33 protein-coding genes are annotated in these 24,178 nt (G+C 70.8%); 16 read left to right on the top strand and 17 right to left on the bottom strand.

All coding sequences use genetic code 11. From position 1 onward, the window contains the following. Positions 1–2: 2 nt before the first annotated feature. From ACFY9I_RS23480 to ACFY9I_RS23495, 4 genes are all read right to left on the bottom strand, one after another. Entirely contained in the window at positions 3–413 is a 411-nt protein-coding gene (locus ACFY9I_RS23480; protein ID WP_391004627.1) for a hypothetical protein, read from the bottom strand. A gap of 67 nt (positions 414–480) precedes the next feature. Beyond that, the gene (locus tag ACFY9I_RS23485) at positions 481–2,211 is read right to left on the bottom strand and encodes a hypothetical protein (RefSeq protein WP_391004629.1); all 1,731 of its coding nucleotides are present in this window, start codon (positions 2,209–2,211) and stop codon (positions 481–483) included. After that, positions 2,211–2,903, bottom strand: a complete 693-nt coding sequence (locus ACFY9I_RS23490) for a glycosyltransferase (RefSeq protein WP_391004631.1) — start codon at positions 2,901–2,903, stop codon at positions 2,211–2,213. The genes ACFY9I_RS23485 and ACFY9I_RS23490 overlap by 1 nt, the downstream gene beginning before the upstream one ends. A gap of 121 nt (positions 2,904–3,024) precedes the next feature. Continuing rightward, positions 3,025–3,183: a hypothetical protein gene (locus ACFY9I_RS23495; RefSeq protein ID WP_391004633.1), complete on the bottom strand. Its 159-nt coding sequence runs from the start codon at positions 3,181–3,183 to the stop codon at positions 3,025–3,027. 138 nt (positions 3,184–3,321) lie between these two features. Between ACFY9I_RS23495 and ACFY9I_RS23500 the strand changes: the two genes are divergently transcribed. Next, positions 3,322–3,639 carry a hypothetical protein gene (locus tag ACFY9I_RS23500; RefSeq protein WP_391004635.1) on the top strand — a complete coding sequence of 106 codons (318 nt, stop codon included), beginning with the start codon at positions 3,322–3,324 and terminating at the stop codon, positions 3,637–3,639. A 9-nt stretch (positions 3,640–3,648) separates the two neighbouring features. Here the strand turns inward: ACFY9I_RS23500 and ACFY9I_RS23505 are convergent, their stop codons facing one another. The 4 genes from ACFY9I_RS23505 to ACFY9I_RS23520 all read right to left on the bottom strand — a co-directional run bounded on the left by ACFY9I_RS23505 (position 3,649) and on the right by ACFY9I_RS23520 (position 6,551). Further along, entirely contained in the window at positions 3,649–4,194 is a 546-nt protein-coding gene (locus ACFY9I_RS23505) for a hypothetical protein (protein ID WP_391004637.1), read from the bottom strand. Further along, positions 4,191–4,901 (bottom strand): hypothetical protein, encoded by a 711-nt coding sequence (locus ACFY9I_RS23510; protein ID WP_391004639.1) that lies wholly within the window; start codon positions 4,899–4,901, stop codon positions 4,191–4,193. The genes ACFY9I_RS23505 and ACFY9I_RS23510 overlap by 4 nt, the downstream gene beginning before the upstream one ends. Positions 4,902–4,942: 41 nt before the next feature. Beyond that, positions 4,943–5,539, bottom strand: a complete 597-nt coding sequence (locus ACFY9I_RS23515) for a hypothetical protein (protein WP_391004641.1) — start codon at positions 5,537–5,539, stop codon at positions 4,943–4,945. 223 nt (positions 5,540–5,762) lie between these two features. Beyond that, positions 5,763–6,551, bottom strand: coding sequence for a hypothetical protein (locus tag ACFY9I_RS23520; RefSeq protein WP_391004643.1), 789 nt, complete (start codon positions 6,549–6,551; stop codon positions 5,763–5,765). Positions 6,552–6,719: 168 nt separating this feature from the next. Between ACFY9I_RS23520 and ACFY9I_RS23525 the strand changes: the two genes are divergently transcribed. Beyond that, the gene (locus ACFY9I_RS23525) at positions 6,720–7,031 is read left to right on the top strand and encodes a hypothetical protein (protein ID WP_391004645.1); all 312 of its coding nucleotides are present in this window, start codon (positions 6,720–6,722) and stop codon (positions 7,029–7,031) included. An 11-nt stretch (positions 7,032–7,042) separates the two neighbouring features. Here ACFY9I_RS23525 and ACFY9I_RS23530 read toward each other — a convergent pair whose 3' ends face one another. The 9 genes from ACFY9I_RS23530 to ACFY9I_RS23570 form a co-directional block, all read right to left on the bottom strand. Beyond that, the gene (locus ACFY9I_RS23530; RefSeq protein WP_391004647.1) at positions 7,043–7,426 is read right to left on the bottom strand and encodes a hypothetical protein; all 384 of its coding nucleotides are present in this window, start codon (positions 7,424–7,426) and stop codon (positions 7,043–7,045) included. Positions 7,427–7,639: 213 nt separating this feature from the next. Further along, on the bottom strand, positions 7,640–9,154 hold the full coding sequence (locus tag ACFY9I_RS23535) for an ATP-binding protein (protein WP_391004648.1): 1,515 nt from the start codon (positions 9,152–9,154) through the stop codon (positions 7,640–7,642). Positions 9,155–9,203: 49 nt separating this feature from the next. Further along, a complete protein-coding gene (locus ACFY9I_RS23540) occupies positions 9,204–9,746 on the bottom strand; it encodes a hypothetical protein (RefSeq protein ID WP_391004650.1) in 543 nt (180 codons plus the stop codon). A 25-nt stretch (positions 9,747–9,771) separates the two neighbouring features. Beyond that, complete coding sequence (locus ACFY9I_RS23545) at positions 9,772–10,230, bottom strand: DUF6238 family protein (protein WP_391004652.1); 459 nt, start codon at positions 10,228–10,230, stop codon at positions 9,772–9,774. 97 nt (positions 10,231–10,327) lie between these two features. Beyond that, entirely contained in the window at positions 10,328–11,800 is a 1,473-nt protein-coding gene (locus ACFY9I_RS23550) for an SCO6880 family protein (protein WP_391004653.1), read from the bottom strand. Between the two features lie 87 nt (positions 11,801–11,887). After that, positions 11,888–13,255, bottom strand: coding sequence for an ATP-binding protein (locus ACFY9I_RS23555; RefSeq protein ID WP_391004655.1), 1,368 nt, complete (start codon positions 13,253–13,255; stop codon positions 11,888–11,890). Between the two features lie 41 nt (positions 13,256–13,296). Continuing rightward, entirely contained in the window at positions 13,297–13,980 is a 684-nt protein-coding gene (locus ACFY9I_RS23560) for a hypothetical protein (protein ID WP_391004657.1), read from the bottom strand. Beyond that, positions 13,980–14,288, bottom strand: a complete 309-nt coding sequence (locus ACFY9I_RS23565; RefSeq protein ID WP_067033593.1) for a DUF6112 family protein — start codon at positions 14,286–14,288, stop codon at positions 13,980–13,982. The genes ACFY9I_RS23560 and ACFY9I_RS23565 overlap by 1 nt, the downstream gene beginning before the upstream one ends. A 249-nt stretch (positions 14,289–14,537) precedes the next feature. Continuing rightward, positions 14,538–15,647 (bottom strand): NlpC/P60 family protein, encoded by a 1,110-nt coding sequence (locus ACFY9I_RS23570; RefSeq protein ID WP_391004659.1) that lies wholly within the window; start codon positions 15,645–15,647, stop codon positions 14,538–14,540. A gap of 526 nt (positions 15,648–16,173) precedes the next feature. On the opposite strand from ACFY9I_RS23570, the gene ACFY9I_RS23575 reads away from it, so the two are divergent. The 14 genes from ACFY9I_RS23575 to ACFY9I_RS23640 all read left to right on the top strand — a co-directional run bounded on the left by ACFY9I_RS23575 (position 16,174) and on the right by ACFY9I_RS23640 (position 24,090). After that, positions 16,174–16,929 (top strand): DNA methyltransferase, encoded by a 756-nt coding sequence (locus ACFY9I_RS23575; protein WP_391004777.1) that lies wholly within the window; start codon positions 16,174–16,176, stop codon positions 16,927–16,929. A 206-nt stretch (positions 16,930–17,135) separates the two neighbouring features. Then, a complete protein-coding gene (locus ACFY9I_RS23580) occupies positions 17,136–17,732 on the top strand; it encodes a DUF4913 domain-containing protein (RefSeq protein WP_391004779.1) in 597 nt (198 codons plus the stop codon). Next, a complete protein-coding gene (locus ACFY9I_RS23585; protein WP_391004661.1) occupies positions 17,729–18,220 on the top strand; it encodes a hypothetical protein in 492 nt (163 codons plus the stop codon). Before ACFY9I_RS23580 ends, ACFY9I_RS23585 begins: the two co-directional genes overlap by 4 nt. Beyond that, entirely contained in the window at positions 18,217–18,852 is a 636-nt protein-coding gene (locus ACFY9I_RS23590) for a DUF3631 domain-containing protein (protein WP_391004663.1), read from the top strand. Before ACFY9I_RS23585 ends, ACFY9I_RS23590 begins: the two co-directional genes overlap by 4 nt. 29 nt (positions 18,853–18,881) lie before the next feature. Next, positions 18,882–19,355 (top strand): GNAT family N-acetyltransferase, encoded by a 474-nt coding sequence (locus ACFY9I_RS23595; RefSeq protein WP_391004665.1) that lies wholly within the window; start codon positions 18,882–18,884, stop codon positions 19,353–19,355. Then, on the top strand, positions 19,352–20,050 hold the full coding sequence (locus tag ACFY9I_RS23600) for a hypothetical protein (protein ID WP_391004667.1): 699 nt from the start codon (positions 19,352–19,354) through the stop codon (positions 20,048–20,050). The genes ACFY9I_RS23595 and ACFY9I_RS23600 overlap by 4 nt, the downstream gene beginning before the upstream one ends. 56 nt (positions 20,051–20,106) lie before the next feature. After that, a complete protein-coding gene (locus tag ACFY9I_RS23605; RefSeq protein ID WP_391004669.1) occupies positions 20,107–20,322 on the top strand; it encodes a hypothetical protein in 216 nt (71 codons plus the stop codon). Continuing rightward, complete coding sequence (locus ACFY9I_RS23610) at positions 20,303–20,674, top strand: hypothetical protein (protein ID WP_391004671.1); 372 nt, start codon at positions 20,303–20,305, stop codon at positions 20,672–20,674. The genes ACFY9I_RS23605 and ACFY9I_RS23610 overlap by 20 nt, the downstream gene beginning before the upstream one ends. Before the next feature lie 197 nt (positions 20,675–20,871). Beyond that, positions 20,872–21,216 carry an SH3 domain-containing protein gene (locus ACFY9I_RS23615; RefSeq protein ID WP_391004673.1) on the top strand — a complete coding sequence of 115 codons (345 nt, stop codon included), beginning with the start codon at positions 20,872–20,874 and terminating at the stop codon, positions 21,214–21,216. A gap of 109 nt (positions 21,217–21,325) precedes the next feature. Continuing rightward, complete coding sequence (locus tag ACFY9I_RS23620) at positions 21,326–21,793, top strand: hypothetical protein (protein WP_391004675.1); 468 nt, start codon at positions 21,326–21,328, stop codon at positions 21,791–21,793. After that, entirely contained in the window at positions 21,790–22,233 is a 444-nt protein-coding gene (locus ACFY9I_RS23625; RefSeq protein WP_391004677.1) for a hypothetical protein, read from the top strand. The genes ACFY9I_RS23620 and ACFY9I_RS23625 overlap by 4 nt, the downstream gene beginning before the upstream one ends. Before the next feature lie 14 nt (positions 22,234–22,247). After that, positions 22,248–22,670 (top strand): hypothetical protein, encoded by a 423-nt coding sequence (locus ACFY9I_RS23630; protein WP_391004679.1) that lies wholly within the window; start codon positions 22,248–22,250, stop codon positions 22,668–22,670. Positions 22,671–22,696: 26 nt separating this feature from the next. After that, positions 22,697–23,581, top strand: coding sequence for a winged helix-turn-helix transcriptional regulator (locus ACFY9I_RS23635; protein WP_391004681.1), 885 nt, complete (start codon positions 22,697–22,699; stop codon positions 23,579–23,581). After that, entirely contained in the window at positions 23,578–24,090 is a 513-nt protein-coding gene (locus tag ACFY9I_RS23640; protein ID WP_391004683.1) for a hypothetical protein, read from the top strand. The genes ACFY9I_RS23635 and ACFY9I_RS23640 overlap by 4 nt, the downstream gene beginning before the upstream one ends. The last annotated feature ends 88 nt before the right edge of the window (positions 24,091–24,178 follow it).

Here is a 24,178-nt window from a genome sequence, read left to right on the forward strand (position 1 = left end):
GCTCACCGGCCCCGTGCGGGTCCGGCCGATCGGCCGGGTCCGGCAGCCGGTGCCGCAGCGGCGGGCTGTGGGCCCGGGTGGCCGGACATGGGCGTGGCCGTGAGCGGGGGTGCCTGCTGCGGAGAGTGGGTGGCGGCGGCCTGCGCGACGCGGGTGCGGCGCTCCGTCAGCCCGTTGCGTACGGCCGGTTGCGGCGGGCCGGGGGTACGGGCAGGGTCGAGGGCGGGCTCGGCCTGCACCGCGTACCCGAGGCGGCGCAGGTCATGGACGGCCTGGCGGGTGCGGCGCACTCCGTCCTGCTCGGGGTGGGCGAGCCGGTACAGGCCCGGGGTATCGGGTACCGGCTCGAACTGCTCACGGGCCAGGAACCACTGGGCCAGGTGTGGGGGGATGTTCGCCGTGGCGATGGCCACGAAGCCGTGTTCGGGGTGGGCGCTGAAGCGGAAGTGGTCAGACAGGTGCGGGGTCTTTCTTCTCGGGTCACCGGCGCGCGGAACGCGCACAGGGAGGCGTGGGCAGGGCTGGTGGGAGCGCGCGGACAGCGTGGTTGTGTGCGGCGAGCGGGTGGAGCGGGGCTGCGGCGCTGGCCTGGCGCAGGAACACTTCACAGTCGGCCATCCATGCCTCGATCACGGGCAGCATGCGCGCGTCGCGTTCGGCCTTCGCGTCCCCGTACGTCTCGGCCGGCAGTGCGGCCGGAGTCTGGCGGAGGTCGTCCAGCCGGGCGTTCCAGTCGGCCAGGATCCCGGTGCCCTGCGCGAGGGCTTCGCGCAGGCGGTCCAGTGTGGCGGCGTCTTCGGGCCAGGCGGTCGTGGCGGGGCGGCACTGATCGAGCAGGGCCGGTGCGTGGGTGAGGACGTCGCGGAACTCCTGCCAGGTGAAGTCGGCAGACTGCCCTTCCAGGTCCGGGATGTGGCCTGGGTTCATGGGGCTGCCGTCGCGGAAGCGGCCGGACTCCGTGATCGCCTGCCTGGCGTCGTACTCCTCGCGGATCCGCTCGAGTGCGAAGGCGACGGTGGCCCACCGCCGGGTGTGAAGAACGTGGTGGTAGGCGGGCAGGAACCGGTTGGCGATCGCATTGGCGGCCTGCTCGGGCGCGGCGGGCAGGACGATGCTGCTCGGCGGACTCGTCTTGGCGACGTGTTCATCGAAGCCGTTCGGGGCGAATGCGCCGAGCAGGTAGTCGTGTTGGTGTCCGGGCCGTTCAAAGAGCAGCAGTTCGATCCCCGTGTCGTCGGTCAGGATCGCCGTGTAGGGGAGCCGCTCGGTTTGGATCGCGTGGGCCAGTTCGCCGGCGTCCCACAGCCACGGGAGCAGGTCGTGCTGCCACACCGGGTGGTTGTGCACGCCTACCTTGGTGCGCCAAGGGCCCGGCAGGTGGGCGGCTATTTCGTCGGCGACGTCGCCGAGGTAGCGCCTGTTGCTGGCCGTGACGGTGGCCTGGTGGCGGCGGGCGGTGCGGATCAGCTGGTGCACGGCGTCGCGTGCCGCCTGCGGATGTTTGACCGCCAGGGCGAACGCGCCGTTGTCGCGTCGGTGGAAGCCGACGAGTTTGAGTGCGGTCTCTGCCCACTGGTATTGCTCGCCGTGAGCGACGGCGACGATGCCGGCGCTGGCGCTCAAGACGAGCGTTATCTCGGCAGGGGGATTGGAAGGCATGCGGGGTTCTTTCGAGGGGGGGCAGCGCTGCAATCGCTGCCGGGGTTGAGGCCCGGCATGGGCAGGCGGTTGCGTCCGTAGCGCGGCCGAGGGCGGTGTGGAAGGTGGCGCCGGTGCGGGCGCAGGGCGCAGGGCCGTGACGGTTTCGCGAAGCCGGGCGGCGGCCTCGGCGTACTTCTCGGCCGCGATAGTCCGCACCTCGGGGTCGTTGCGCAGAGGGGAGGCGGCGAGGTCCGGCAGGGCCTCCCGGTGGAAGCCGGTCGCGGCGTAGGTCAGGGCCTCGGTGAGCAGGTCCAGGGCGCCCGCGATACCGGCAGCGGCCTCCGCGAGCCGAACCAAAGCGTCGCGTTCCGGCAGGTAGACCGTCTCGGGCACGGTGAACCGGTCCTGTGCGCGCTCGGTGGTGTACTGCAGATGGTGGGCCAGGATGCCGATGTCGTCCGTCAGCGTGACCACGTCGACCGCCGCAGGGCTGGTGGGGAAGGCGTCGGCGAGTTCGTCCAGGCGCCGGCCCAGGTAGTTAAGGGCGGCCTGGGTGGCGGAGGTGGACATCAGCGTGCCTCGCTCGCGTTACTCGGCTTCAGGCCGCGGAGGGCGGTCCGCAGGCTGCGTCCGAAGTTCCACGCATGCCGCCGAGCGCTGGCCTCCAGGGCGTCGTAGGCGTCCTGGCGGGTCATCTGGCCGGGGTGTTGGCGGTACCGGTAGACCGGGAGGGGCAGCAGGATGCCGGGCGCGAGGCTGGTGACGCCGAGGGCGGCGATGTAGTCCTCGCCCTGGACGAGCCCGCCCATGGGGGCGGCGCGCACGAGGTCGGTGCGGGCGAGGATGGTGGTGGGGCCGATCGGGATGGTGTCCTCGGGCCTCTTCCAGTACATCCACACGTCCCCGGCCTTGTGCCGGCCGGGCGGGGTCGGGCACCGCCACAGCGTCGTCGACCCGTCCGGGCGCAGGTCCTGGCTATATCCCGCGCACCAGCCCACACCTGTCGCCTCCAGCACGCGCAGCCGTACGGCCATCGCGTGGTCGCTGAATTCGTCATCGTCATCGGCCCAGTTGATGTAGTCGGTGCGCACTTCGTTGAGTGCGAGGTTGCGGGCGCACGCTGCCCCTACCGGGCGGGGCAGCGGCAGAACGCGGACGCGGTCATCGGCGGCGAGCGGGGCCGGGAGCCGGGCGGGGTCGGCGCCGTCGAGCGCGACGACCGCCTCCCAGGGCACCTGCTGGCGGGTGAGGCTTTCGTACATGGCCGTCAGGTGGCCGAGCCGCTCGGGCTTGAGCTGGGTGGCGATGACGACCGTGATCTTGGCGGGGGATGGCGCGGGCAGAGAGTTCTCCGGGACAGGTAAACGGATGAGGGGAGTTGTGTCAGCGGCGGGGAGTGGTCCGGGCGGTGAGCGCCGCAGGGCCGGAGGTGATGGTCGAGGCCGTCGTGCGGGGCGGCAGGGTCGCCGGGACCGGGTGGCCGGGGCGCCACCGGTAGGGGCTGTTGCTGAACCGGGCCCTGGGGTCGGTGTCCCAGGCCACGATGGGGCCGCGGTCCTCCGTGTCGAGCGGGATGACTTCGATGCCGTGCAGGTGCAGGACGTATCCCCAGTCCAGGCCCCGGTGGGAGGTCTCGGTGACGGTCCACGGCTCGGGCTCGGCTGCGCCGACGGTGATGACGTGGACGTTGTCGAGCTTCCTGCTGGGGTGTTCGTCGCTGTCGACGAGTTCGGCGCGCAGGGGTTCGGGGGCGCCGTCGAGGAGGTCGGTGCCCAGCTGGGACCAGCCGTCGGGCGCCTCGTCGATCAGGTGCCAGCACAGGGCGTCGAGGTCACCGCCGAAGCGGTACTGATGGGCGCCGAGCAGCAGGGGGAGGTGGTGGCTGGGATAACCGTCCCAGTGGACGTAGACGCCGGCGTAGCCGGTGTCGGTGGGGCGGGCGATGAAGGAACGGGTGGCCAGGAGTGCTCCAAGGACGTGCGGACGGTTGATGGTTGACCCGGAATTTCAGGGGCGGCGGCGCACGGGGTGGGTGCCGGTGCTGTCGGCGGCACGGTGGTGCTGCTCGGCGGCAGCGTGCGCTGGCGGGGGCCGTGTACTGGGCTGAGCGTCGGTGAGGGGGCTGGTGACGGCTGCCAGGGCCCGGTTCAGGCTGCGCAGCGCGGCGGCGTGGCCGAGCGTGGCGGCCAGCTGGCTCTCGACGGGGGCGGCGGTGCCGGGGCGCGGGGTGAGCCGGTGGGTGTCGGCGAGGCCGATCACGGCCGTGCTCAGGTGCGTTGCAGCACGGTTGCTGTGTGCGAGCGCGGTGGCCAGTTGGGACAGGTACGCGCGTCCCGCATCGCTCGTCGCGAGGGAGCCGTCGGCGGACTGGCGCAGGTCGGCGACGAGGCCGGAGGCCAGGTTGTACACGGCGACGAGCTGGTCCAGCACGGGCCCGAGGGCAGCGCGTGCCGGACCGGTCTGCGGTGGGATGAGGCTCGCGGCCGTCTGCGTGATGTGGCGCTGCCAGTAGGCCAGGCGAGCGTCGATGAAGGCGTCGTCGGCAAGACTCATCGGCGCCTGCCCGGGTGCCGGTCGGCCGGTGGCGTCACGGGCCGGTCGGCGGTTCCAACCGGGTTGTGCGGGGGACGGACGGCCACGGTGAAGTCCAGGCTTTCCAGGCGTGCGACGCTGCGGTGGAGCTGGCGTGCGGCCTGCTCGGGCGGGAGGTCCTTGGGCAGGTGGCACTCGCCCGTAGCGGGGTCGAGAAGGAATCCGCCGTACGCGAGGAGATGAGTGAGGGCGCGGCCGTAGGTGCAGGTGATGCGCGGGCGGGCCTCGGCGTCGAAGTGGATCTCCACCAACAGGCGGCCGGGACTCGCGTGGCGCCAGGCCGACATGGCCGCGAGACGGTAGTCGATCAGGAAGCGGCGGCGTACGGCGGCTGCGGCGCGGGCGGGATGCGCGGGAACGGCGATGCCGCGCGGGGCATTCTTCAGACCCTGGACGTGCTCGTGGCTGGTGCCGGCGGGCAGCATCGGCAGCACCAGGTACTCATCCGGGCGGTGGGGGCGGGGCATGACGTACAGCTGGAGTCCGTGCGGGGATGTGAGCACGCATCGCTGCACGTCGGCGGCTTCGAAGGCGGTGTACGCCAGGGGGCCGCTGTCCCAGATGCGGTTGCTGGCGGCGTCCTGGGCGATGAGTGTTGTCGCCGGACCGGGCTGCCACCGGCCGGGCAGGCGGTCGGCGAGCGCGGTGGCGAACTCAGTTACATGCAAGGGTAGTTCCTCGTCCACGTGGCTCCTCGGGGCTGCGGTGGTCACGCGGAGATGGACAGGCCCTCGGCGTCGGTTCGGCGGCAGGTGTAGCCGATCAGCTGCGACTTCCCCGGCGTGGTGGGGACGGTGGCCACGTCGGAGCAGGTGAACGTGTACGTGAAGGAAGGGCTCGGGGTGGTGCCGAGCCAGGCGCGGTCTTGCTTGTCCGGCACGATCTGCAGCCCGGAGTGGGCGACGGCGTCGCGCTGGGTGTGGGTGTGTGCGAGGACCACGAGGGCACGGTCATCAGCTGTCTTGAGCGCGTAGCTGTCGGGGAATTCGGTGACGGCGGAGGAGAACTCGGTGGTGCCGCGGCTGCCGAACTCGTGGATCGTCTCGTCGTGGACCTTGATCTGCCGCTTCGAGGTCTTCGTCGTGGCGAAGACCTTCTTGCCGGTCAGGTCGCAGCCAGTTGAGAAGTTGTCGATCACGGCGGCACGCAGCACGTCGTCTGGGGCGGCGACGGCCTTGGCGGAGGTCGCGTCGATGGCGGTGGCGTAGCCGTCCGCGTCGAAAGCGATCTCCGGGACCTGCTTCTTGTCGTCGAGGTCGACGGCGGCGACCATCTCCCACCGCTGCGTCTTGGCCTGTTCGGCCATGATCAGAACGCGGGCGTACTTGTTGTTCTTGCCGCTGTAGGTGACGGCGGCGAACCACTTGGGCTGTCCGGCGGTGAAGCGGGGGATGTGGCCCGGGATCGGGTTGGATCTGGTCGGGGAGCGGGAGGTGGTCAGCGACGGTGTTGAGCCGGTCGGCCACGTCGTGTAGCAGCATCCGCTGGTCAGGATCGGACAGCGGCAACTCCAGGATGGGTGGGGGCGTCTACCGCCGGGCCGCGGACGGCGTGCCCGCTGTTGGCTGCGCGGCGGGCGCTGCTGTGGGCGGGCGGGTCGGTGGGCCCGCGGAGGCGGGGGTGGCGTGGCGGAAGTTGACGCCGATGCCCTGGGCGGTGAGCAGTCGGACGGCGCTCTGGATGAGCAGGGCGCGGTCGCTGGTGCTGTAGGAGGCGGGCAGGACGAACGCCGACTCGTGCGGGCTGTACTGGAAACGGCAGCCGTACAGCACCGTGCGGGCGTCTTCCGGTACCGACTTATACGGTGCGCCCACGACCCCGTCGGGGTACCAGATCAGCGTGAGGGTCTGGGCGACCTCCGGTGCGGGCAGCCGGTGCGGGGGCTCGGGCTGGGTGCGGGCGTTGTGACGGACCGCGTCCATGGCCTGCCGGTAGCGGGGCAGCACGCGGCGGGAGACCGCGGCGGCGGCTCGGACCGGATCGTTGGGGACGGCGATGCCGTTCGGCTCGTCCACCATGCGGAAGTGGTGTGGCTTGAAGCCCTTGGGCTCGAGCGGGGCGACCAGGTACTGGCGGGGGTAGCGGGGCCGTTCGATGACACAGAGCTGTGCGTCGTCGGGCCCCTCGAGGAGCGGAGTGGGGGCGTCGGGGAAGTCCTGGACGGCCGAATGGGCGGGACCGCAGTCCCACACGCGGTCGGCGATCAACCGGTGGTTCTTGGGAGGAGGGAAGCCTTCGTACTTGCGGTACCACTGCCCAGGCAGGTGCTGGGCGAGGGCGGTGGCGAAGGCGGACAGGTCGGTGCGGGGTGCGGGCATGGGTTCCTGAGGCTGTCAGCGGGTGCGGCCGGAGGACGGTCCGGCGGGCGGGGCCGGCGATGCCGAATGGCTGGGCGTGCTGTGGGCGGTGGCGTAGTAGTCGGCCACCGCTCCCTGCCAGCTCCGGCGCCGCGGGAAAGCGAGGGCCTGCATGCGTTCGACGGCGACGTGCAGGTCTTCGCCGAGCCGGCGCAGCGTGAGCGCGGCCGATTGGAGGTCGTGGTAGAGGTCGAAGCCGTCCTGGCGTTCGGATGCCTTGGCCGTCTTGGCTGCCGCTTCGAGGAAGCCTTCGAGTCCTTGGAGGAGTCCCTCGGTCGGCTCCAGGACCTAGTGGAGGAGCTGGGCGGCTTCGTCGTACGAGCGGGCTGCGTTCAGCCGGTCGGTGAGATCACGTACGGCCTGGGCCGCGGAGTCCGGGGCGGCAGGAGGGTCGAGCTGGGGTGGCAGGTGGGTTTCTCCGGTTTCAGCAGCGGTCGGTGATGATGCTTCGGTCAGCGTCGTGGCCCACCCGGACCTGGCTGCCGCCCGGGCGGTGATGGAGCCGGTGGCGTGTCGTGGGCTGCGCGGGCCTGCTTGGTGAGCGCGTCGAGGTCCGGGGGCGGGTCGTAGTGGGCGCGCAGGATCTGCAGGTCGGCGTCGGCGGCCATGGCCACGGCGGTCTTGATCCGGCTGGCGGCATCCCGCAGCAGCTTGGGCGGGGAGCCGGGGGCGGCACCACGGTTTTGCCGGCGCCATTGCGCGGCTGCGGCCAGGTAGTCGACGACCGTGTTGAGGAGGGGCTCGGCGGCATCCAGCAGGGCGTTGGTGACCGCGCTGAACTCGGCGGGAGTCTTGGCTGCAGCCAGTGCCGTCAGGTACGGGTCCAGGTCGGGCACGGGCAACGGCTCGTCGGGCAACGGGTGTTGGGCGCGGAAGCCTTCGGCGTCCCGCTTCGCCCAGCGGTACAGGTCATCCGTGGTGGCGGACCGTGTGTGGTAGGCGTGGATCTGTTCGGCGGTCCGGCCGACGTTGTCGTACAGCTCGAAGTCGGGGTGCTGCAGTGCGGCCTTCTTTCATTCGGTGGGGGCTTGGGTGCGCCTCGCGGCGGCTTACTGCATACGGGCGTCCGTATCGAACAGCGCCAGCTCGTGCGGGTGGAGTTGATGTTGAACGATGAAAGATCGTCCGGCGACGCGCCACAGTCCGCGTCCGCGGTTGAGGTGGGCGATGGCCTCGGTCTCGACCGTGGTCAGGCCCAGCAGGGCGGCTGCGGCGTGGAGTTGGTCGGTTTCCTGGCGGTAGATGATGCGGGTGGAGCAGTCGGCCAGGAGGCCCTCGGCGAGCGCGCGGCCCTGGGAGCCGGCGTCGCCGGCGGTGAGCAGGTCGGACAACCGGTGGATGACCATGAGGTTGGCGATGCCCAGGCCGCGGGAGAGTTTCCACTGGGACTGCATGCGCTGGAGGAGGCCGGGGTGGCGCATCAGGCGCCAGGCTTCGTCGTAGACGATCCAGCGCCGACCGCCATGGGGGTCGGTGAGGGCGGACTCCATCCAGGCGCTCGCGCAGGTCATGGCGAGGACGAGGGCGGTGTCGTCGCCGGAGCCGCCCAGCCGGGACAGGTCGATGGTCAGCATCGGGGAGCTGGGGTCGAAGGCGACGGTGGAGGGGGCGTCGAACATGCCGGCCAGGTCGCCGTGAACGAGGCGGCGCATGGCGTGGGCGAGATCGCGGGCGGCCTCGCCGAGCCGTCCGGACATGGTCCCGGCGGCGGCGTCAAGCTGGTCGGCGTTGTTGAGGGTGGCGGCGATATCGCCCAGCAGGGGTGTGCGGCGTGTGGCGGCGGCCTGGGCGACGACCGCGTCGAGGGCGACGTCGAGCGCGGTGTGCTCCATCGGCAGCAGATCGCGCCCCAGGACGGTCCGGGCGAGGGAGCCGAGCAAAAGCAGTCGGCGCTTGCGGATCTCGCCCGCCCAGTCGGCCTCCGGCACGTCGGCCGGGCGCGGGGCGGCGTCCAACGGGTTGAGCTTGCCGGGCAGTCCGGGGCCCAGCGCGATGGAGGTGCCGCCGAGCGCGGAGGCAACTGGGGTCCATTCGCCCTTGGGATCGCAGGGCACGTAGACGCGGTAGCCGTGGGCTATCGATCGCAGGGCGAAGGACTTGGCCAGCGCGCTCTTGCCCTGACCGATCACCCCGGCGAGCAGGACGTTGGGGTTGGTGAACCCTTCGAGGCGCCCGTACAGCGAGAACGGGTCGAACGTGAAGGACGCCTCGGCGTGGACGTCACGGCCGATGTAGATGCCCTCGGCGCCCAGGCCACCCTCGGCGAGGAAGGGATACGCGCCGCTGGCGGTGGCGGTGGTCATGCGGTGCTGCGGCAGCTTCAGCCTGTTTCCGCGGGCGGAGGCGGGTCCGGGACGGCCGCGGGGCGGGAACAGCGGCGGCGGCATCTCGGGCTCGACCACCTCGTGGCCATCCGGGTGGGCACCTGCTTCGGCGCGGGCCTTTGCGGCGGCTTCGGCGAGCTGACGGCGCGCGGCCTTGCGGCTGGCCCGGTCGGTGCCGTGCGGGGTGAACAGGGGGGAGGCCGAGGCGCGGCGGGCTCGGCGCGCGGGCCGGTGGGTCATGACGGAGCAGCTTTCACGTGACGGCGTCTGGGAGCAGGGCGGGTGTGGCTCAGACCGCTGGTGAGGCGCTGAACAGGTGCTTCCAATAGCCCCTGCCGTCGTTGTTCCAGTCGAGGTACAGCCCGCCGTCGGCCAGCCCGCGACTGGAGCCGATCGTGTAGCTGAGGACCGGCGTGGTGTAGCTGTTGTTGTAGTTGGCGTTGGAGTCGCTGTTCTCCAGCCGTGACTCGATGCCGTAGTAGTTCGCCGCCTTCTTCACCGGGTCGGTGCCCGCCTGCGACTTCTTGACCTGGAGCGTGAAGTACGCGCCGTCGAATATGGAGCTGTCGTCGACGTAGCCGTACGCCGGACCGTCCCAGCTGATCTTGGCGTAGGTGTAGACGGTGGAGCCGGAGCGCTTCGCACACAAGGTGACCTTGACGTCCCAGTTGTCGGCCCACGGGCCCGAGTACGCCGGGTCGTCGATCGACTTGGTGCTGGTGGTGCACCGGTAGTCGGCTGCGGTGGCGGGGGAGGCGGTCGCGAGCGCGGTGCTGCAGGCGAGGGCGGCGATGATGACGGCGGTGGAGGTGGTGCGCTTCAGCTTGTGCATGCAGTGCCCTTTCGTAGAGCGGGGGTTACTGGCCGCAGGTGGTGGTGTGGCCCTGCAGCGGGGTGTTGAGGTCGGTGGGGGTGGTCTTGCGGCGGATCGCGTGGGAGGCCGCCAGGTGCCGCTGGCAGATCGTCAGCACCAGTGGGCCCTCCGGCAGACGCTCGGGCCGGCACTCCTCGGCGGCGGAGCCTTCTCCGTCGTCGGCGGGCACGGTGTGGAAGGCGTCATGGACGGCGGCGGTGGCCTGCCACAACCGCAGGTGAGCGGCGACCAGATGACGCCCGGCGGCCGGATGCGGGGGCCGGGTACTGTCAGTGAGCTGGTCGAGCAGTTGGTGGGCGGCGGTGAGGTGGGCGTGCAGCGTGTCCAGGTGCAGCCGGTCGGCAGGGGCGCCGTGCAAGGTGTGGGCGCGGGCGTGGTGGCGCAGGCCGGCGGTGGCGGCGCGGAGGTAGGGATGCGCGTCAGTGGGGCGGGGTGCGTTCAAGGGGGTCCTTGGTGCTGCAGAACGGCACGTTCATCGCGGGCGGGAGCGGGGCCCGGTTAGCGAGGTGATCGTCATCAGCAACGGGGTGGGAGGGGTGTCACAGCGCCGTGCGGGCGAGGGGCAGGGCGGCAAGGATGAATGCGTCGGGCTGCTGGTAGTACAGCCGTCGCAGGTCGACCTGGGCGGTGACGGCGGCGGTCTCGATCTGCGCGCACGCGGCGTCGAGGGCGGCGTCGGTGTCGGCGCTGACGGTGAGCAGCCCGGTCAGGGCGACGTCGGCGTGGCCGGCGATCAGCTGCCGCTCGCGGACCTTGACGTCCGCGTACTCGACGGAGTCGGCCTCGGAGTCCACTTGTCCGCGGCGGGCACGTTCGTTGGCGTCGGCGATGATGGCGGCCTTCTTGCGCTGGACGTCGCGCAGCGCGGACTCGAGTCCCTGGGGCACGTATATAAGGGACAGGCTGCGGCGGACGCCGGCGGTGAACATCAGCCCGTGCAGGAAGCCGGGGGTGGTCTCGGTGCGGGGCCAGTTCTCGATCCAGTAGGTGGCGTGGCGGGCGCTGTCGGTGCCGAGGCGGTCGTACTCCTCGACCTGGACGACGGGCCCGGCCGCAGCAGGCTCGGCTTCGGCCCGCCCGGTCGGCGACCACTGCTGGAGGGCGGAGAGGGCGTGGGGGTCGTAGGCGGTGCGGATGACCGCGGCGATCTCCCGTGCGTTGAGCCAGCCGGTCACCATCAGTCCCGCGCTGCGCGCCGCGAGCGCGATGGCCGAGGTGGTCTGCTCCAGCACCGTGAAGGCACCTGGTAGGCCGCCGCCGGCCTGGCTGATGAGGCGCTTGGCGGCTTTGAGATCCAGTGAGATGGCCAGATACGCCTCGTGTGGGGCAGCGGCCGGGCCGGCCGAGGCGACCAGCTCGGAGTACACCTGCCCGGCGACCGGGGTGTCGGGGCGGCCGTGCTGGGCCCAGTGGCGGGCGAGGGTGTCGCCGGAGTCGGGGACGGTGCGTTCGAGGACCTGCACGGTGGCGACGTGTGAGGTGCGGGCGATGCCGGCCAGGGCCCTGCCCCAGCCCGCTACGTTTGCGTTCTGCGTGGCGGGGTCGAGCAGTGCGAACGCGCGGGAGGAGACCCGGGCGATGGCGGTGAGGGTCTGGTGGTGCGGGTCGTGGACGGCGGCAGCCTGGTTGGCGGAGTCGCCGGGGGTGACGACCTTCAACGAGGCGGCGGTGCCGGGCAGGTGCAGCACGCCGTCCTGGCGGGGCCGGGAGACCGGGCGGGCCAGCCACAGCGTCTGGCCGGTGCGGCGGCGATGGGCGTAGCGGGCGACGACCGGAGCCCAGTCGATCAGCGACCGGTTGTTGCGGCGGATGGTGACCAGGGCGGCGATGATCGCCCACAGCGGAGTCAGCGCGATCGCGCCGAGCAGCCCGGTGGTCACCACGGTGATGAGCAGCAGGGCCAACGCGGCAGAGACGAGCAGGAGTTGGGGGAGGGAGAGGCCGAGGAGGATGCCGCGCCTGGAGCGGTGCGGGAATTTGACCGTGATCGGGGTGACGGAGAGTTCAGACAAGAGCCGGTTTCCGGTGAGGCGCGGGGCGGGGCCGGGACGGCCCACGCACACGCGGAGTGCGGGGCGCCGTCCCGGCGTGGGGATGGGTCACAGGCCGGTAGGCGGAGGCGGTGGCGTGCCGGTGGCGGCTGTACTCGTGGAGTTCGGGGCTGGCGGGGAGCCCTGCGGCGGCGGGGCGGAGGCGCTGGTGGGGGGTGCGGACATGAACCCGCTGCCCTGACCGGTGGATCCGCCACCCGACCCACCCGGTCCGGGTGTGCCGCCGAGGTGGCCGCTGGTGTCGTCGCGCGGGCTGGTCGGCGCGGGCTGCACGGCCTTCTCCACACCACTCTTGATCCCCTCGCCTCCGGACGACGGCGTTGTGGAGTTGCCGCCGCCTTCCTTGCCGGTGTCCGGCGTGGGGTTGGGGGCGATGTCGCCGGGAAAGCCGCCCGGCACGGCATCCGGGCCCTGGGGAGCGGCGCCCGCTCCGGCCGCCGCACCACCTGTTCCTGCGGTAGCGGCTGCGGCGGCGGCCTTGCGTCCGGCGCGTTCGGCGTGCTGGCGGGCGATTTGCGCACCGGCTCCGCCGGAGCGGTGCAGCGTCTCGGCGTCCGATCCTTCGGAGGCGGCCCAGTGCACGAACTTGAACGTCGCGTACGGGCACAACAACACCAGGGCCATGATGACGATGCCGGCCATGACGTCGGCGAGGGCGGCGATGCCGTCCTTGGCCTCGGTCTTGCCCATCGCCGCGATCCCCAGCACGAAGATCACGGTCATCAGGAGCTTGGAGACGACCAGGGTGGCGGTGGCTTCGATCCAGCCCTTGCGCCAGCGCCGGGCGACCTCCCAGCCGCCGCCGGCTCCGGCGAAGACGGCGAGGGTGACCATGACGAGGATGCCGACCTTGCGGACCATCATCACGCACCAGTAGAGGAAGGCGCCCAGGGCGGCGCCGACGCCGGCGAAGACGGCAACCAGCCACCCCAGTGCCTCGAGCCCCGGGATCTGGCTCACCTTGACGATGCGCCGCACTGCCGTGGCGATGTCCAGGTTGGCGGCTTTGAACAGGCCGTCGGACAGGGCGTCGACCACTTCGATGGCGATGGTAGTGAAGGCGATCGCGGTGAAGGCGAACAGCACACCGGTGGCGGTGCCGGTGAACGCCTGAGTGAGAGCCTGGCCGTCGCGGCGGATCGCGGCTCTCACGAGCTGGGCGCAGAACGTGGCGACGAGGACGATCAGGCCGATCGGCAGGATCATCTCGTAGTTTTCGCGGAACCATCCGGCGTTCAGGTCGACCTTGGTGGTGGTGTTGACCGCTTCGGCGGCCAGGTCGGCTGCGGCGGCGGCGAGTTCGCCCGCCGACTTGGCCATCCAGTTGCCGATGGCCTCGCCGGGGTTGGAGGCGAAGTCGACCGCGTCGCCGACGGCGCAGAGTTTGTCCGCGAGGGGGAGGTCGCAGAAGCCCAAGGGGGAGTCACCCCTCCTTTCTCATCTGGGTGCGGGGCGGGTTAGGGCACGACGCGGGGGGCGATGGAGACCAGGGAGCAGTTCGCGTTGGGGCGGCACTGCACGGCGAGGGTGATCGAGCGGTCCTCGGCGCCGGCGCCGCCCTTCTTCCAGGCGATCTGCTGCTTGCCGGTGACGGTGACGGCGTAGATGTACGCCTCGGTGATCGCCGACGGGTCGTCCGCCAGGGCCTGCTTGAACGCGGACGGGTAGTGGGCCTCGGAGACGGTGGCGGTCGCGTACTGGTCCTGATCCGCCATCCGCGACCACAGCACCGGATCGGGCACCTGCGCGGCGATCGAGGACCAGTCGGCGTACTTCGTCTCCGCCGTCAGCCACGCCTTCATCCCGGCGAGCTGCTCATTGCGGCTGGTCGTCCGGGTGTCGTACGACCACAACATCGCCGTGGCGGCCTTGGCGAACGCGACCGGGTCCGCGAGCGGCGGAGGCTTGGCCACCGAACCGGCCCCGGCCGACGCCGTCGGACCGGCGGACGCCGAGGCGGTGCTGCTCGTCCTGGACGGAGTGCTGGTCTTGCTGTCGCTGGTTCCGGCGCGGCCGGTGAGCAAGGCCACGGTGGCGGCGAGGGCGAGCAGGACGGCGAGGCCGATCACGATGATCGTGACGCGCTGCCGGGTCGACCAGCCGATGCCGTGGCCGGACAGGGAGAAAAATCGTTTCGGCATCAGTGGACTTGCGACCCCAGGGCGGAGAAGAAGGCCACGATGCCGTTGGCGGCTCCGAGGCCGAGGGCGGCGCCGGCCGAGACGACGGCGCCCTTCTTGCCGTTGGCCTCGGCCTGGTGGCCGCCGGTGTGGTGACCCCAGGCCCACACGCCGAGCGAGACGGCGAGCGCGCCGACCACGGCGACGATCGCGAACAGGTTGATCGAGTTGACGACGTTCTTCAGCACGGCCAGGCCGGGCAGGCCACCGCCCGAGGGCGTGATGCCGGGGTCGTAGGCCAGGTACTGCACGGTGTCGAGCAGATGCAAGGGGAGGCTCCTTGTGCGCGCCGAAGCCGACGCGCGGGAATCACGGAAGAGAAGAAGAGGAGGGGCGAGGCAACTGCCTCGGAGAAGGGGGAACGGGCAAGCGGCTGCGTCCTGCCGAGGGGCGTCTCCGGGGGAGTGAGGGAGCCGCCATGGGGGATGAGCTGGCGGCAACCCCGCTCAGCTGCCGAAACAGTCGTGCCGGCGCTCTGCTGGTGAAGGAGGCGTGCGCGGTCTGCGCTCCGGCCGGGGTCAGATGACGCGGCGTGCGGCGAGGATGTCCCAGTCCGCCAGCGGCGTGATCCGAACAGGCTTTCCAGTCCGGGGTGCTTCGATCGCGAGGCCCGAGCCGATGTACATGCCGACGTGTTCGGGGCGGGCGGCGCTGCCGCGGGAGAAGATCAGGTCACCGGGCTTCAGCGCCTTGGGGGAGACGGCCTTGCCCTCGTTGACCTGCGTGTACGTGGTGCGGGTGAGTGTGATGCCGGCGTGCGCGTACGCCTGCTGGGTCAGCGAACTGCAGTCGCAGCGGCCCATGGGATCTGGGCCGTGAGGCGCGGTGCAGGTGCCGCCCCACTGGTACATCGTGCCGAGCTGTGCCATCGCCCACGCGATCGCTTTACGCGCCTTCGGATCGGCGTCCTTGGGGATCGAGTAGCCCTTCGGGACCGAGCCTTCGGGGATGGTGCCGTACTCGGAGCCGTCCTCGGTCGCCGTGCAGGACGCGGTGCTGGGGGTAGTGTCCGTTTCCGTGCCGGAGGCGTCCGGGAAGGTGGCGGCGATTGCCTTTTGCAGGGCGGTTGCCAGGGGTTCCCACTGGGCGTAGGCGTCGGGGTAGGCGGAACGCTGCACGGCCTGGGCGGCCTGGGTGACGGTCATTTGCTGCCAGCCGTCCACCGCGAGCAGGTGCTTGTAGAACTGGGTGGAGGCGTAGACGGGGTCGTGGATCTCCTCGGCGGTGCCCCAGCCCTGGCTCGGGCGCTGCTGGAACAGGCCCAGCGAGTCGCGGTCGCCGGAGCTGAGGTTGCGCAGGCGTGATTCCTGCATCGCGGTGGCGAGCGCGATGATCTGGCCCTTCTTCGGCACGTTCAGACTGATCCCGGTGGCCACGATGGTGCGGGCGTTGGGGATCTGCTCCTCGGGCAGGGACAGCCCCTCGATGTGCACGTCCTTGGCGGACGCGCCGTTGAGGATCTTGGTGACCTGCTCGACGACGGCGTCGGTGTCGATGTCGCCCACGCAGCTGAAGGAGGAGTAGGTGGTCTGGGCGGCCTCGCTGGAGGAGGCCATCAGCATGGCCGTGCCGGCGAGGAGGAAAGGGGAGAGGACGAAGACGCCGATGCCGGCGGCTATGCCCTTCAATCCGGCTGGCCTCCCGGCGGACGGCTACGGTCCGGCGGCGGGGGGCCTGTGGGCAGGGGAGGGTAGAGCGATGTCAACGGTGTCCTTGGAAGCAAGTCCTGGCCGCGCGTATGCAGGAGTGGAAAGGGGGCGGGCGGCCGGGCTGGGTGAATCGGGATGCCTGCGAAAACGGGGCGAGTTGCACCTCACGCCGTTGCGGGGCGGCGGGATCAGGTGTGCCGGGACAGGGGGAACCTCCACGAGGCAGGGGTAGGGGAGTGGGCCATCGGCGGTGTTCGCCGGGCAGTTCCTAAACAGTAAGGGCGGATCCCCGGTTGCCGAAATCGTTCGTGATCAAGGCTTGATTCCGGGGATTTGGCGGGCGATAGCGCTCAACCGGGGATCGTGCCCTACAGTTTTGGTTCCTCCCCCGCGCACACCCGTCTTCCGTCGGCGGCCTTGTTGCGCCCGAATGCCGACGACGGGATCACGGCTGCGGGCCGGAGGCATTCCCGTCCTCTTCACCGACCCGAACTGGGGTACCTCTTTGCCTTTTTCCCTGCACCAGGGCGACGCGCTCAGCGTTCTCGCCGAACTGCCGGACGACTGCGTTGACTCCGTCATCACCGACCCGCCCTACAACTCCGGCGGCCGGACCGCGAAGGAGCGCACGAGCCGCAGCGCCAAGCAGAAGTACACCTCCGTCGACGCCGGCCATGACCTGCCGGACTTCACCGGTGAGAACATGGATCAGCGGTCGTACGGGTTCTGGCTGACGCAGATCATGACTGAGGCCCACCGTCTGACCAAGACCGGTGGCACTGCGCTGCTGTTCACCGACTGGCGTCAGCTGCCGATCACCACGGACGCGATCCAGGCGGCCGGCTGGCTGTGGCGTGGCGTGCTGGCCTGGCACAAGCCGCAGGCCAGGCCGCAGAAGGGCCGCTTCACCCAGAACTGCGAGTTCATCGTCTGGGCCTCCAAGGGCGCCATCGACGGCTCCCGCAACCCCGTCTACCTGCCGGGCCTTTACAGCGCCTCGCAGCCGTCCGGCAAGGCCCGGCAGCACATCACGCAGAAGCCCGTCTCCGTCATGCGTGAGCTGGTGCAAATCGCTCCTCCGGGCGGCACCGTGCTCGACTTCACCTGCGGCTCCGGCTCGACCGGCGTGGCCGCACTGCTGGAGGGCCGCGACTTCATCGGCGTCGAGAAGACCCGCCATTACGCGGAAATCGCCGCCGACCGGCTCACCGAGACGCTCCAGCAGGCCCTGACCCAGGACGACGTCACCCTGACGACCTGACCGTCATCTTCTGCCGTGAGCGTTGCCTGCCGAGTGCTGCCCTGGCAACTTATCCCGAGTGCGCGGAGGCGTTGTAGCACGAAAGTCCCGGTTACCGAAACCGGGGATTGTTCGGATGGTTGGAGCCGAAAATCCCCCATTGGCTGCGCCTTCAAGGAGACCCTCTTTTCGTGCCTGAATCCATAAACACCCCGGACGATGGGGAGATGGAACCGGTCCGGCTGCCGGAGTCCGATCTGGAGAGCATCGAGGCGAAGGTCCGCAAGCTGCTCGATCAGTCGGAACAGCAGGCCCGGCAGCTCGACAGCCTGTCCTCCGCACCCGCCCCCTCGTCATTCGCCGCCTACGGCATGCCGGGATTTGCGGGCATGGCCCTGCCGCCCACTCCGCCGGAGCCCCGTCCGATTCTGGAACTGGACGGCGAGGAGTACGAGGACGAACTCGACGCCCTCACGGACTGGGTGGACGACTTCCTCCTGCGCGTCTACGGCGCCGAAGTGACCACCGCGGCGCCCTGGTGCGAGCAGTGGCAGGAGCACGAGGACGTCGTGGCCTGGCTGCACGCCCTATGGCTGGCCTATCAGCAGCACAAGGACCCCGAGGCGGGCTTGGCCGGTCTGTTCGTCTGGCATCGCGATTTCCTCACGCACGCCATGGCCGCGGTCCGGGCACCCGGCGGGCCGCTGTCGGCGTGCATGACGGACCCGGACCGGCCCGCCCACCGCCTGCTGCCCGGCCCGAAGCCCTCCTCCCGCTCCTCCGGGGAGCCGGAGGAGGACGGTCGCCCAGGCCAGGCCGCATGACCGGCAGCCCCGAGGCCCGGCCGGCCTTCGGCCTCTCCTTCGACCCCCGCGCCCTGACCGACCTGCTCCAGGCTCCGGAGAACATCCGCGATCTGGCCCTCGCTCAGCTCCAGGACCTCGTCAACGTCCGGCTGTTCGGCAGCAAGCTCGAACGCGACCTCGCCGGCTACCGAAAGCTGTACGTCGATCACCGCAACGAGTGGCGCATCGTCTACGCCCAGCGTCCGGCACCCGCGAACTCCACACACCGCACCGAGATCCACGTGGTGGCCGTCCGCCCGCGGGCCAAGCACGATGTGTACGACACCGCCCGCGACCGCCTCGGTCTCACCCGGCGTCCAACGGGCGCGCGGACGCATGCCGCCCGCACCCGCTCCCCCCAACTCGACGCGCCCCGGCCGATTCCCAAGCCGGGCCCGCCGCCGTACGCGATGCCCGGCCTTCCCCGCTCCGCACCCACCACACCCCTGAAGGGCCCCCTTCGTTGACGCAGTTCCCCACCCTGATCGACCAGGTCGCCACCGCTGTCATGGCGCCCGTCGCGGCGACCGAGAACCCGCACCACCGCGCCATCCTCGACGTGTTCACCGAGGTCCAGGACCTCGACCGGCAGCTCCTCGCCCTGGTCGGCGACCAGCTGCCCGACGGCGTCAGCGCCGCCACGCAGCTGGAGAAGCTCACTGACGTCCTCGTCGAGCGCATGGCTGCGGGCGTCGAGCTCAACGCGCTGCTGTCCACCTCGTGTTGCTGCGCCGCTGCATCCGAGGGCGACGACGAAGACGACGCGCAGGATGTGCCGGACGAGGCGGAGGATGAGGACGACGACTTCCTGTCCTGCCCGAGCCGGCCGAAGACGATCGTCCACGCCTGCCTCGACATCTTCGCCGTCATCGGTGACCCCGACACCATGGCCTCCGCCGATCTCGTCCTGTGCCTGCGCGACCTGCCGGGTGACGCCGAGGGCCGCTGGCCGTACGCCGACCTCACCCAGGTCCGCCTCGCCAAGCTCTTGGCTCCCTATGGGGTCCGCATCCGCGACACCACCGGCCACGACGGCCGCCGCTACAAGGCATACCGGCGTACCGATCTGCTGGACGCACGAGCGGGCTGCTCCTGCTGACGCACTCCGCTCTGGCGCGCACGCAACGGGTGACGGCCCGGGATTGGAACCTGGTCGATGCCTTCCACCAGCACTGTTCGGAGATGAGCCTGCTGCGCCGCTGGGGCCGAACCGGCTTCGCGCGCCGTGACCTTTCGCGGCTGCTCGCCCATGCGGAGTGCTGGATCGGGCTCGACACCGACGGGGAACCGGTCGGCCTCGTCTGCGTCGGCCCCGTCAGCCGCCAGGAGGGCGTCGTCGACCTTGGACTGCAGGTCGCCGACGCCCGCCAGCGCCAGGGCATCGGCACCGCCCTGGCCCGGTACGCGGCCGACGCCGCCCGCTCCCGGGGCGCTCACACCCTGACCGCGTACACCCAGGCGTCCCACACGGCCGTGATCCGGATCTTCGACCGCCTTGGCCCCGCCCGGTACACCCGCGACGGCTCGTACGTCGAGGTCCACGTAGCCCTCGATCCAGTCTCCCCGGACCGTCCCGGCTCGCACCAGGCGGCTCCCCGATGACCTCTGCATCCCCTTCCGCGTCGACGACACGGGTGGTGACGGCCCTCGATCACCGCATCGAGGCAGCAGTGGGCCGCAGCATTGACCAGCTGTGGCAGCACCGCGAGCGGGACCTGTTGGACGAGGCGCAGACCCAGCTGGCCGATGCTCACCGCGGCTTGGTCACGGCCGAGCGAGCGGTGGCCTTCCACCGCCTGCTGCTGGCCCGTCTGGCCTCAGGCGAGTTCCCCGTTGATCAGCTCCTGTGCGCGCGGATCGACCGTACCGTCGGTCAACTGTCGCAGGCCGTCGGCGAGCGTGACGCCCAGCAAGCGAAGGTCCAGGCTGCGTTGGAATCGGTGGAGACGGCCGCTCGTACCCAGCATCCAGGGCCGGTGCAGGAGTTGTCCGCGCCGGACTTCGCAGCCCTGCTCGCCATCGCCCAGGGCGCCAAACTCCGGGAACACCTGCTGACCCAGCGCTTGTCGGTCGTGACCGCCTCCGGCACCCGGGTCGCCTACCACCAGTTCCAACGTTTCGAGACCGCCGGGCTCGTCGTACGCGACGACTCCCACCCGCTGCACGCCGGGCAGCCCGTCACCCTCACCGAGGCCGGCCGCTTACTCCTCGCCGCGCCGCGACCGCCTGGACCACAGACCTTGCCGCCTGTGCGGCGGGCTGGAGCCTGGCCGGCTGCGTCCGCCCCTCGGCGCTGAACGCCTCAACGGCCCACTCCTGCAGTTCCGTTCCTGCCTTTGATCCGAAAGCATCGATGCCCACATCCACCCCGGACTTCCGCCTCGACGACTACGAGGCCGTCAACGACCGAGTTGACGAGCGGTTCTGGCAGCACATCGCCAGCGAGCACGACCTGCTCACCGTCCTGGCCGAGCACCACACCAGCGACGACCAGCACAGCTTCTACGTCCTGCACAACGGGGCCGTCACATATCCTCCTGCCGCAGGGCATGGGTACCACGCCCGCTGACGACGCCACCCGGGCCCTGGAGGAGCGGCTGCGTCGTGACGGCGACCACTTCGCCCTCCTGACCAGCTACACAAACGACAGCGAGCCCATCCAGACCACCGTGCTCCTGCGCGCCCTCGAGGAGAGGGCGCCCGTGCCGTTCCGGGTGCTGCTGGAAGAGGCCGACACCGACACCTTCACGCACACGCTGCGCGAGGGCGGCTTCGCCACCTTTGAGGCCGCCACGACCTGGTGGGAGGCGCACTGGAGCGGCGAGGACATCCCGCTGCCCGCCCCGGCACCACCCGCCCGCCGCACCACGCTGCCCGCGGCTCCGGCACGCCCCACGCCGCCGCGCGGCCCGAGCCGCTGAGCCGAATACGAGAACTCCCCCCGGTGCCACGCCATTTCGCGCAACGGATGCCGTTCCGCGTATGCGAGTGCGGAATATAGCAGCACATCCCCGGTTACCGAAACCGGGGATTCTCCGGACTCTTGAACTCGGCCCGCACGGGATCTGCCCGGGCCTGTTCCTGCATTTCCCCTCCCCTCAATGGAGTCCAATTCCCCATGCGCTCAACTCGAATGGCGGCCTCCGCTGCGCTTCTCGGCTCCCTTACTCTGCCCCTGGTCTCCGCGACCGCTGCGAGCGCCGTACCCGCCCAGGTGCCTGCCTCGATGGGCAACCCGTCCTGCACCGGCCCGGGACCGTGGGTGATCGGCACCAAGGCCGTCACCATGCGCTCCAAGGCGTCCGCGAAGTCCACCGCCGTCGGGATCTTGTACCGGGGCCACAAGTTCACCGTGCAGAAGACCAGCGGAAAGTGGCGCTACATCACCGACAAGACGACCGGCGTCAAGGGCTGGGTCTCCGCCACCTACGTCTACCGCTCCGTCGGCAGGTGCCTGGACTAACAGAAAGCTGCCCCAGCCAGGTCTGTTCTGAATCGCCGCCACCTGCACGGCGGTTGGGCCGTGAATTCTCAGCCCTGTTTCCCCGCACACCCACGGAAAGGAGATTGCTGTGCCCGATGTCGACGATGTGCTGGGCGTTCTCACCGAGCAGATAGAGACCCGCTTCCGGATGCCGATCGCCGCGCTGCGCCAAGCTGTATCCACCGCCCCCCAGGCCAGCCCGGAAGCCGCCACGATCGTGCGCTGGCACGGCCTGCTCAGCGAGGCCCAGCAGGTACTGGACCAGGCCGAAGACGTCCTTGCCGAAGCCCTCGCCCGGCACGTTGAGGCTGTGCCCGACGGTGAGTTCGTCGAGCTGCCCGAGCACGTCATGCAGCTCGCGAACACGGTGAACATCGCACACTCCGTGCGGCAGGGACGCGCCATGACGGTGCGCCACCTCCTCGACCCCCAGGCGATCGGAAACCGCACAGCGGTGTGGCGCTCGCCGACGGCGCGGCGGGAACCGGCCCTGCCGACCACCGCACCGTCCCTGCCCGGCACCGGTCAGGCTGCTGTACGTGGGGCGGTCCGATGAGCGTGATCGACAAGACCTCCACCCAGGACACCCTGCTGGAGCAGGCGTTCGGAGCCCCGGTCCGAGAGCTGTACGCGCAGGCGACGGGTCCCGAAGCCTCCGCGGCCCTGGTGCGCGCGCTGGAACTGCGCAGCTTTCTTGTGGTGGCCGAGGAGCAGGTCGCCCGCGTACGGGACCGGGTCCACGCCGCCACCGCCGCCGACCGGGACATGAACGAGCTGTCCGCCGACGACCTGCGCTTCGACGCCCAGTGGCTGGAGGCCGCCCTGTCCGGACGCAACGGCTACATCGCCGCCCTCGGCGAGCTCCTGCGGACCATGCCCGAGCCCGGCCAACGCCCACCTGGGCCCGTCCAGTTCGCCCAGAAGAAGATCACGGCCGTTGCCGCGCCCGCCCCGGTGCCCCCGCGCGCCGGGGCGGTGCGAGCCCACCGCCCCTGAAAGTCCCACCGGCTTTGTCCCAGCCCTCCGCCAGCGACTCGCGGCAGATCGCCGGGCGCATCGAGGATCTCTACGCCCAGCCCCTGGCCGACCTGGAAGCCCTCGCCGAGGCCAACCCCGAGGGCAGCATGCTGGTCGCCCTGATCAGCGGCCTGACCGACCTGCAGTTCGCCGAGCGCAATATTGCCTTTCAGCTGCAGCGACTGCGTGAACTGGCCCACCCGGAACGGCAGATCGGCCCCGTCGAGGCCGTCCACCTTCTCGACTGCGCCCGCCGGATCGCCGACTCCGTCGCCACCCGCGACGCCCACGCCAAGACCCTGAGCGGCGTCCTGGCCAGCCTGCACCGCGTTCCCGCCCCGGCGGCGAGTCCCGAGCCCGTACCCGCCGCCGCACCGGCTTCTGCTCCTACGCGTGCTGCCGCCCGCACCCGATGACCATTCCCACCCCGAGGAGTTCCCCGTTGGCCGCCACCGGTCTGCCTCGCACCACCCGTACTGACCTCGCACGCGTCACCGAGTCGCTGGAGATGCTCGCCCCGCGCTGGAGCGTGTGGACGCTGATGACGCTCGCCGAACGGCCCCTGCGCTACGTGGAGATCAGGTCTCAGCTGTCGTGGCTGCACTCCGGCCAGCTGAACCCCCGACTGCGCAGACTCACGGACTCGGGCCTGATCCAGCGCACCGAACACGGCCCGCGTCACGTCACCTACAGCCTGACGGCGCGAGCAACTGAGCTGCTGCCCGCCTTCACCGTCATCGCCGCCTGGGGGGACGAACACCTCGAGAAGAAACTCGTACGCAACGCGCGCACGGGCGAGATGGAGCCCGAACGGATCCCCGCGGCCCAGAACGTCGAGGACACCATTGCCCTGATCAGCCCGCGGCACACCACCCCGATCCTGTGGGCATTGAAGGCGCGCGGGGCGGCGAGCGCGAAGGCCCTGGCCGCCGAGGCCATGCCGACCTACGGGCTGCCCGCCGTCTACCTGCCGCTGGACCGGCTGGTCGCCGACGGCCTGGTCGTCAACCGCTCTACGGCCACAGGTGTCGGCGAGTATCAGCTCTCCGCCACCGGCCGGGCCCTCGCGCCCGTCTTCCAGAGCCTTTCGGCCTGGGCGGTCGGCCGGCCACTCGAAACCACCGGCGCCCACCCGCTGTGGGGGCAGGCACCCTCCTCCGACCGGACCGTTTCCGGGCCGTGGCTGACCACCCAGACCCGCATCCCGGCTCCCGCAGCCCCCACTGCGCCGACCGCGGCCCCGGCGTGGCGGGGCGGCGACCTCTTCTCCCACCAGGCACCCGCCCGCCCCCTGACGGTCTCCCCCGCAGGAGGCCCGCGCCGATGACCCGCACCCCGATCCTCAACCACCCGCACACGGGCCGCGTGATCAGCGCCCTGTCCCTGCCGGCCCTGATCCGGCTGGTCAGTGAGATCGACGACAACGGCCCCATCAGCCACCAACGTGGCAGCCTGCAAGGCGCTTTCGGTGACCTTCCCCGACACCAGCTGCGTTACGCCACCGACGTCGCCCGCGCGCTCGGCCTGGTGCACTTCGCCGACCACGCGCCGGCCCGCTACCGGCTCACCGAGGCGGGCGAGGACCTCGCCGAGGTGTACGACACCGTCGCCCGCTGGTCGCGTACCCACCAATATCCCAGCACGGTCAGCGACTTCGTCACCCGCGTCCAGCAGACCCTGAAACTGCTCGGCACCGTCCTCCGCGCCGAGGCGGCCTTCGCGCCTGCGGAGCTGCGGGACGCGCTGGCCGAGTGGCTCCAGACGCACCCGCAGGTCCTGCACGCGGTGGCATCCCGCTCCTCCCACACGGAGGATGAGACGGAGCACGCTGCGTGAGAGCCCACACCGGAAATCGGCCCTCCCGACGGCCAGTTTCCCCGCTGCTGCGCGGCGTTTATCTGCCGCGCAGCAGCGGACGCCGCCG

The organism is Streptomyces sp. NPDC012510, assembly GCF_042955065.1.
Classification (GTDB): domain Bacteria; phylum Actinomycetota; class Actinomycetes; order Streptomycetales; family Streptomycetaceae; genus Streptomyces.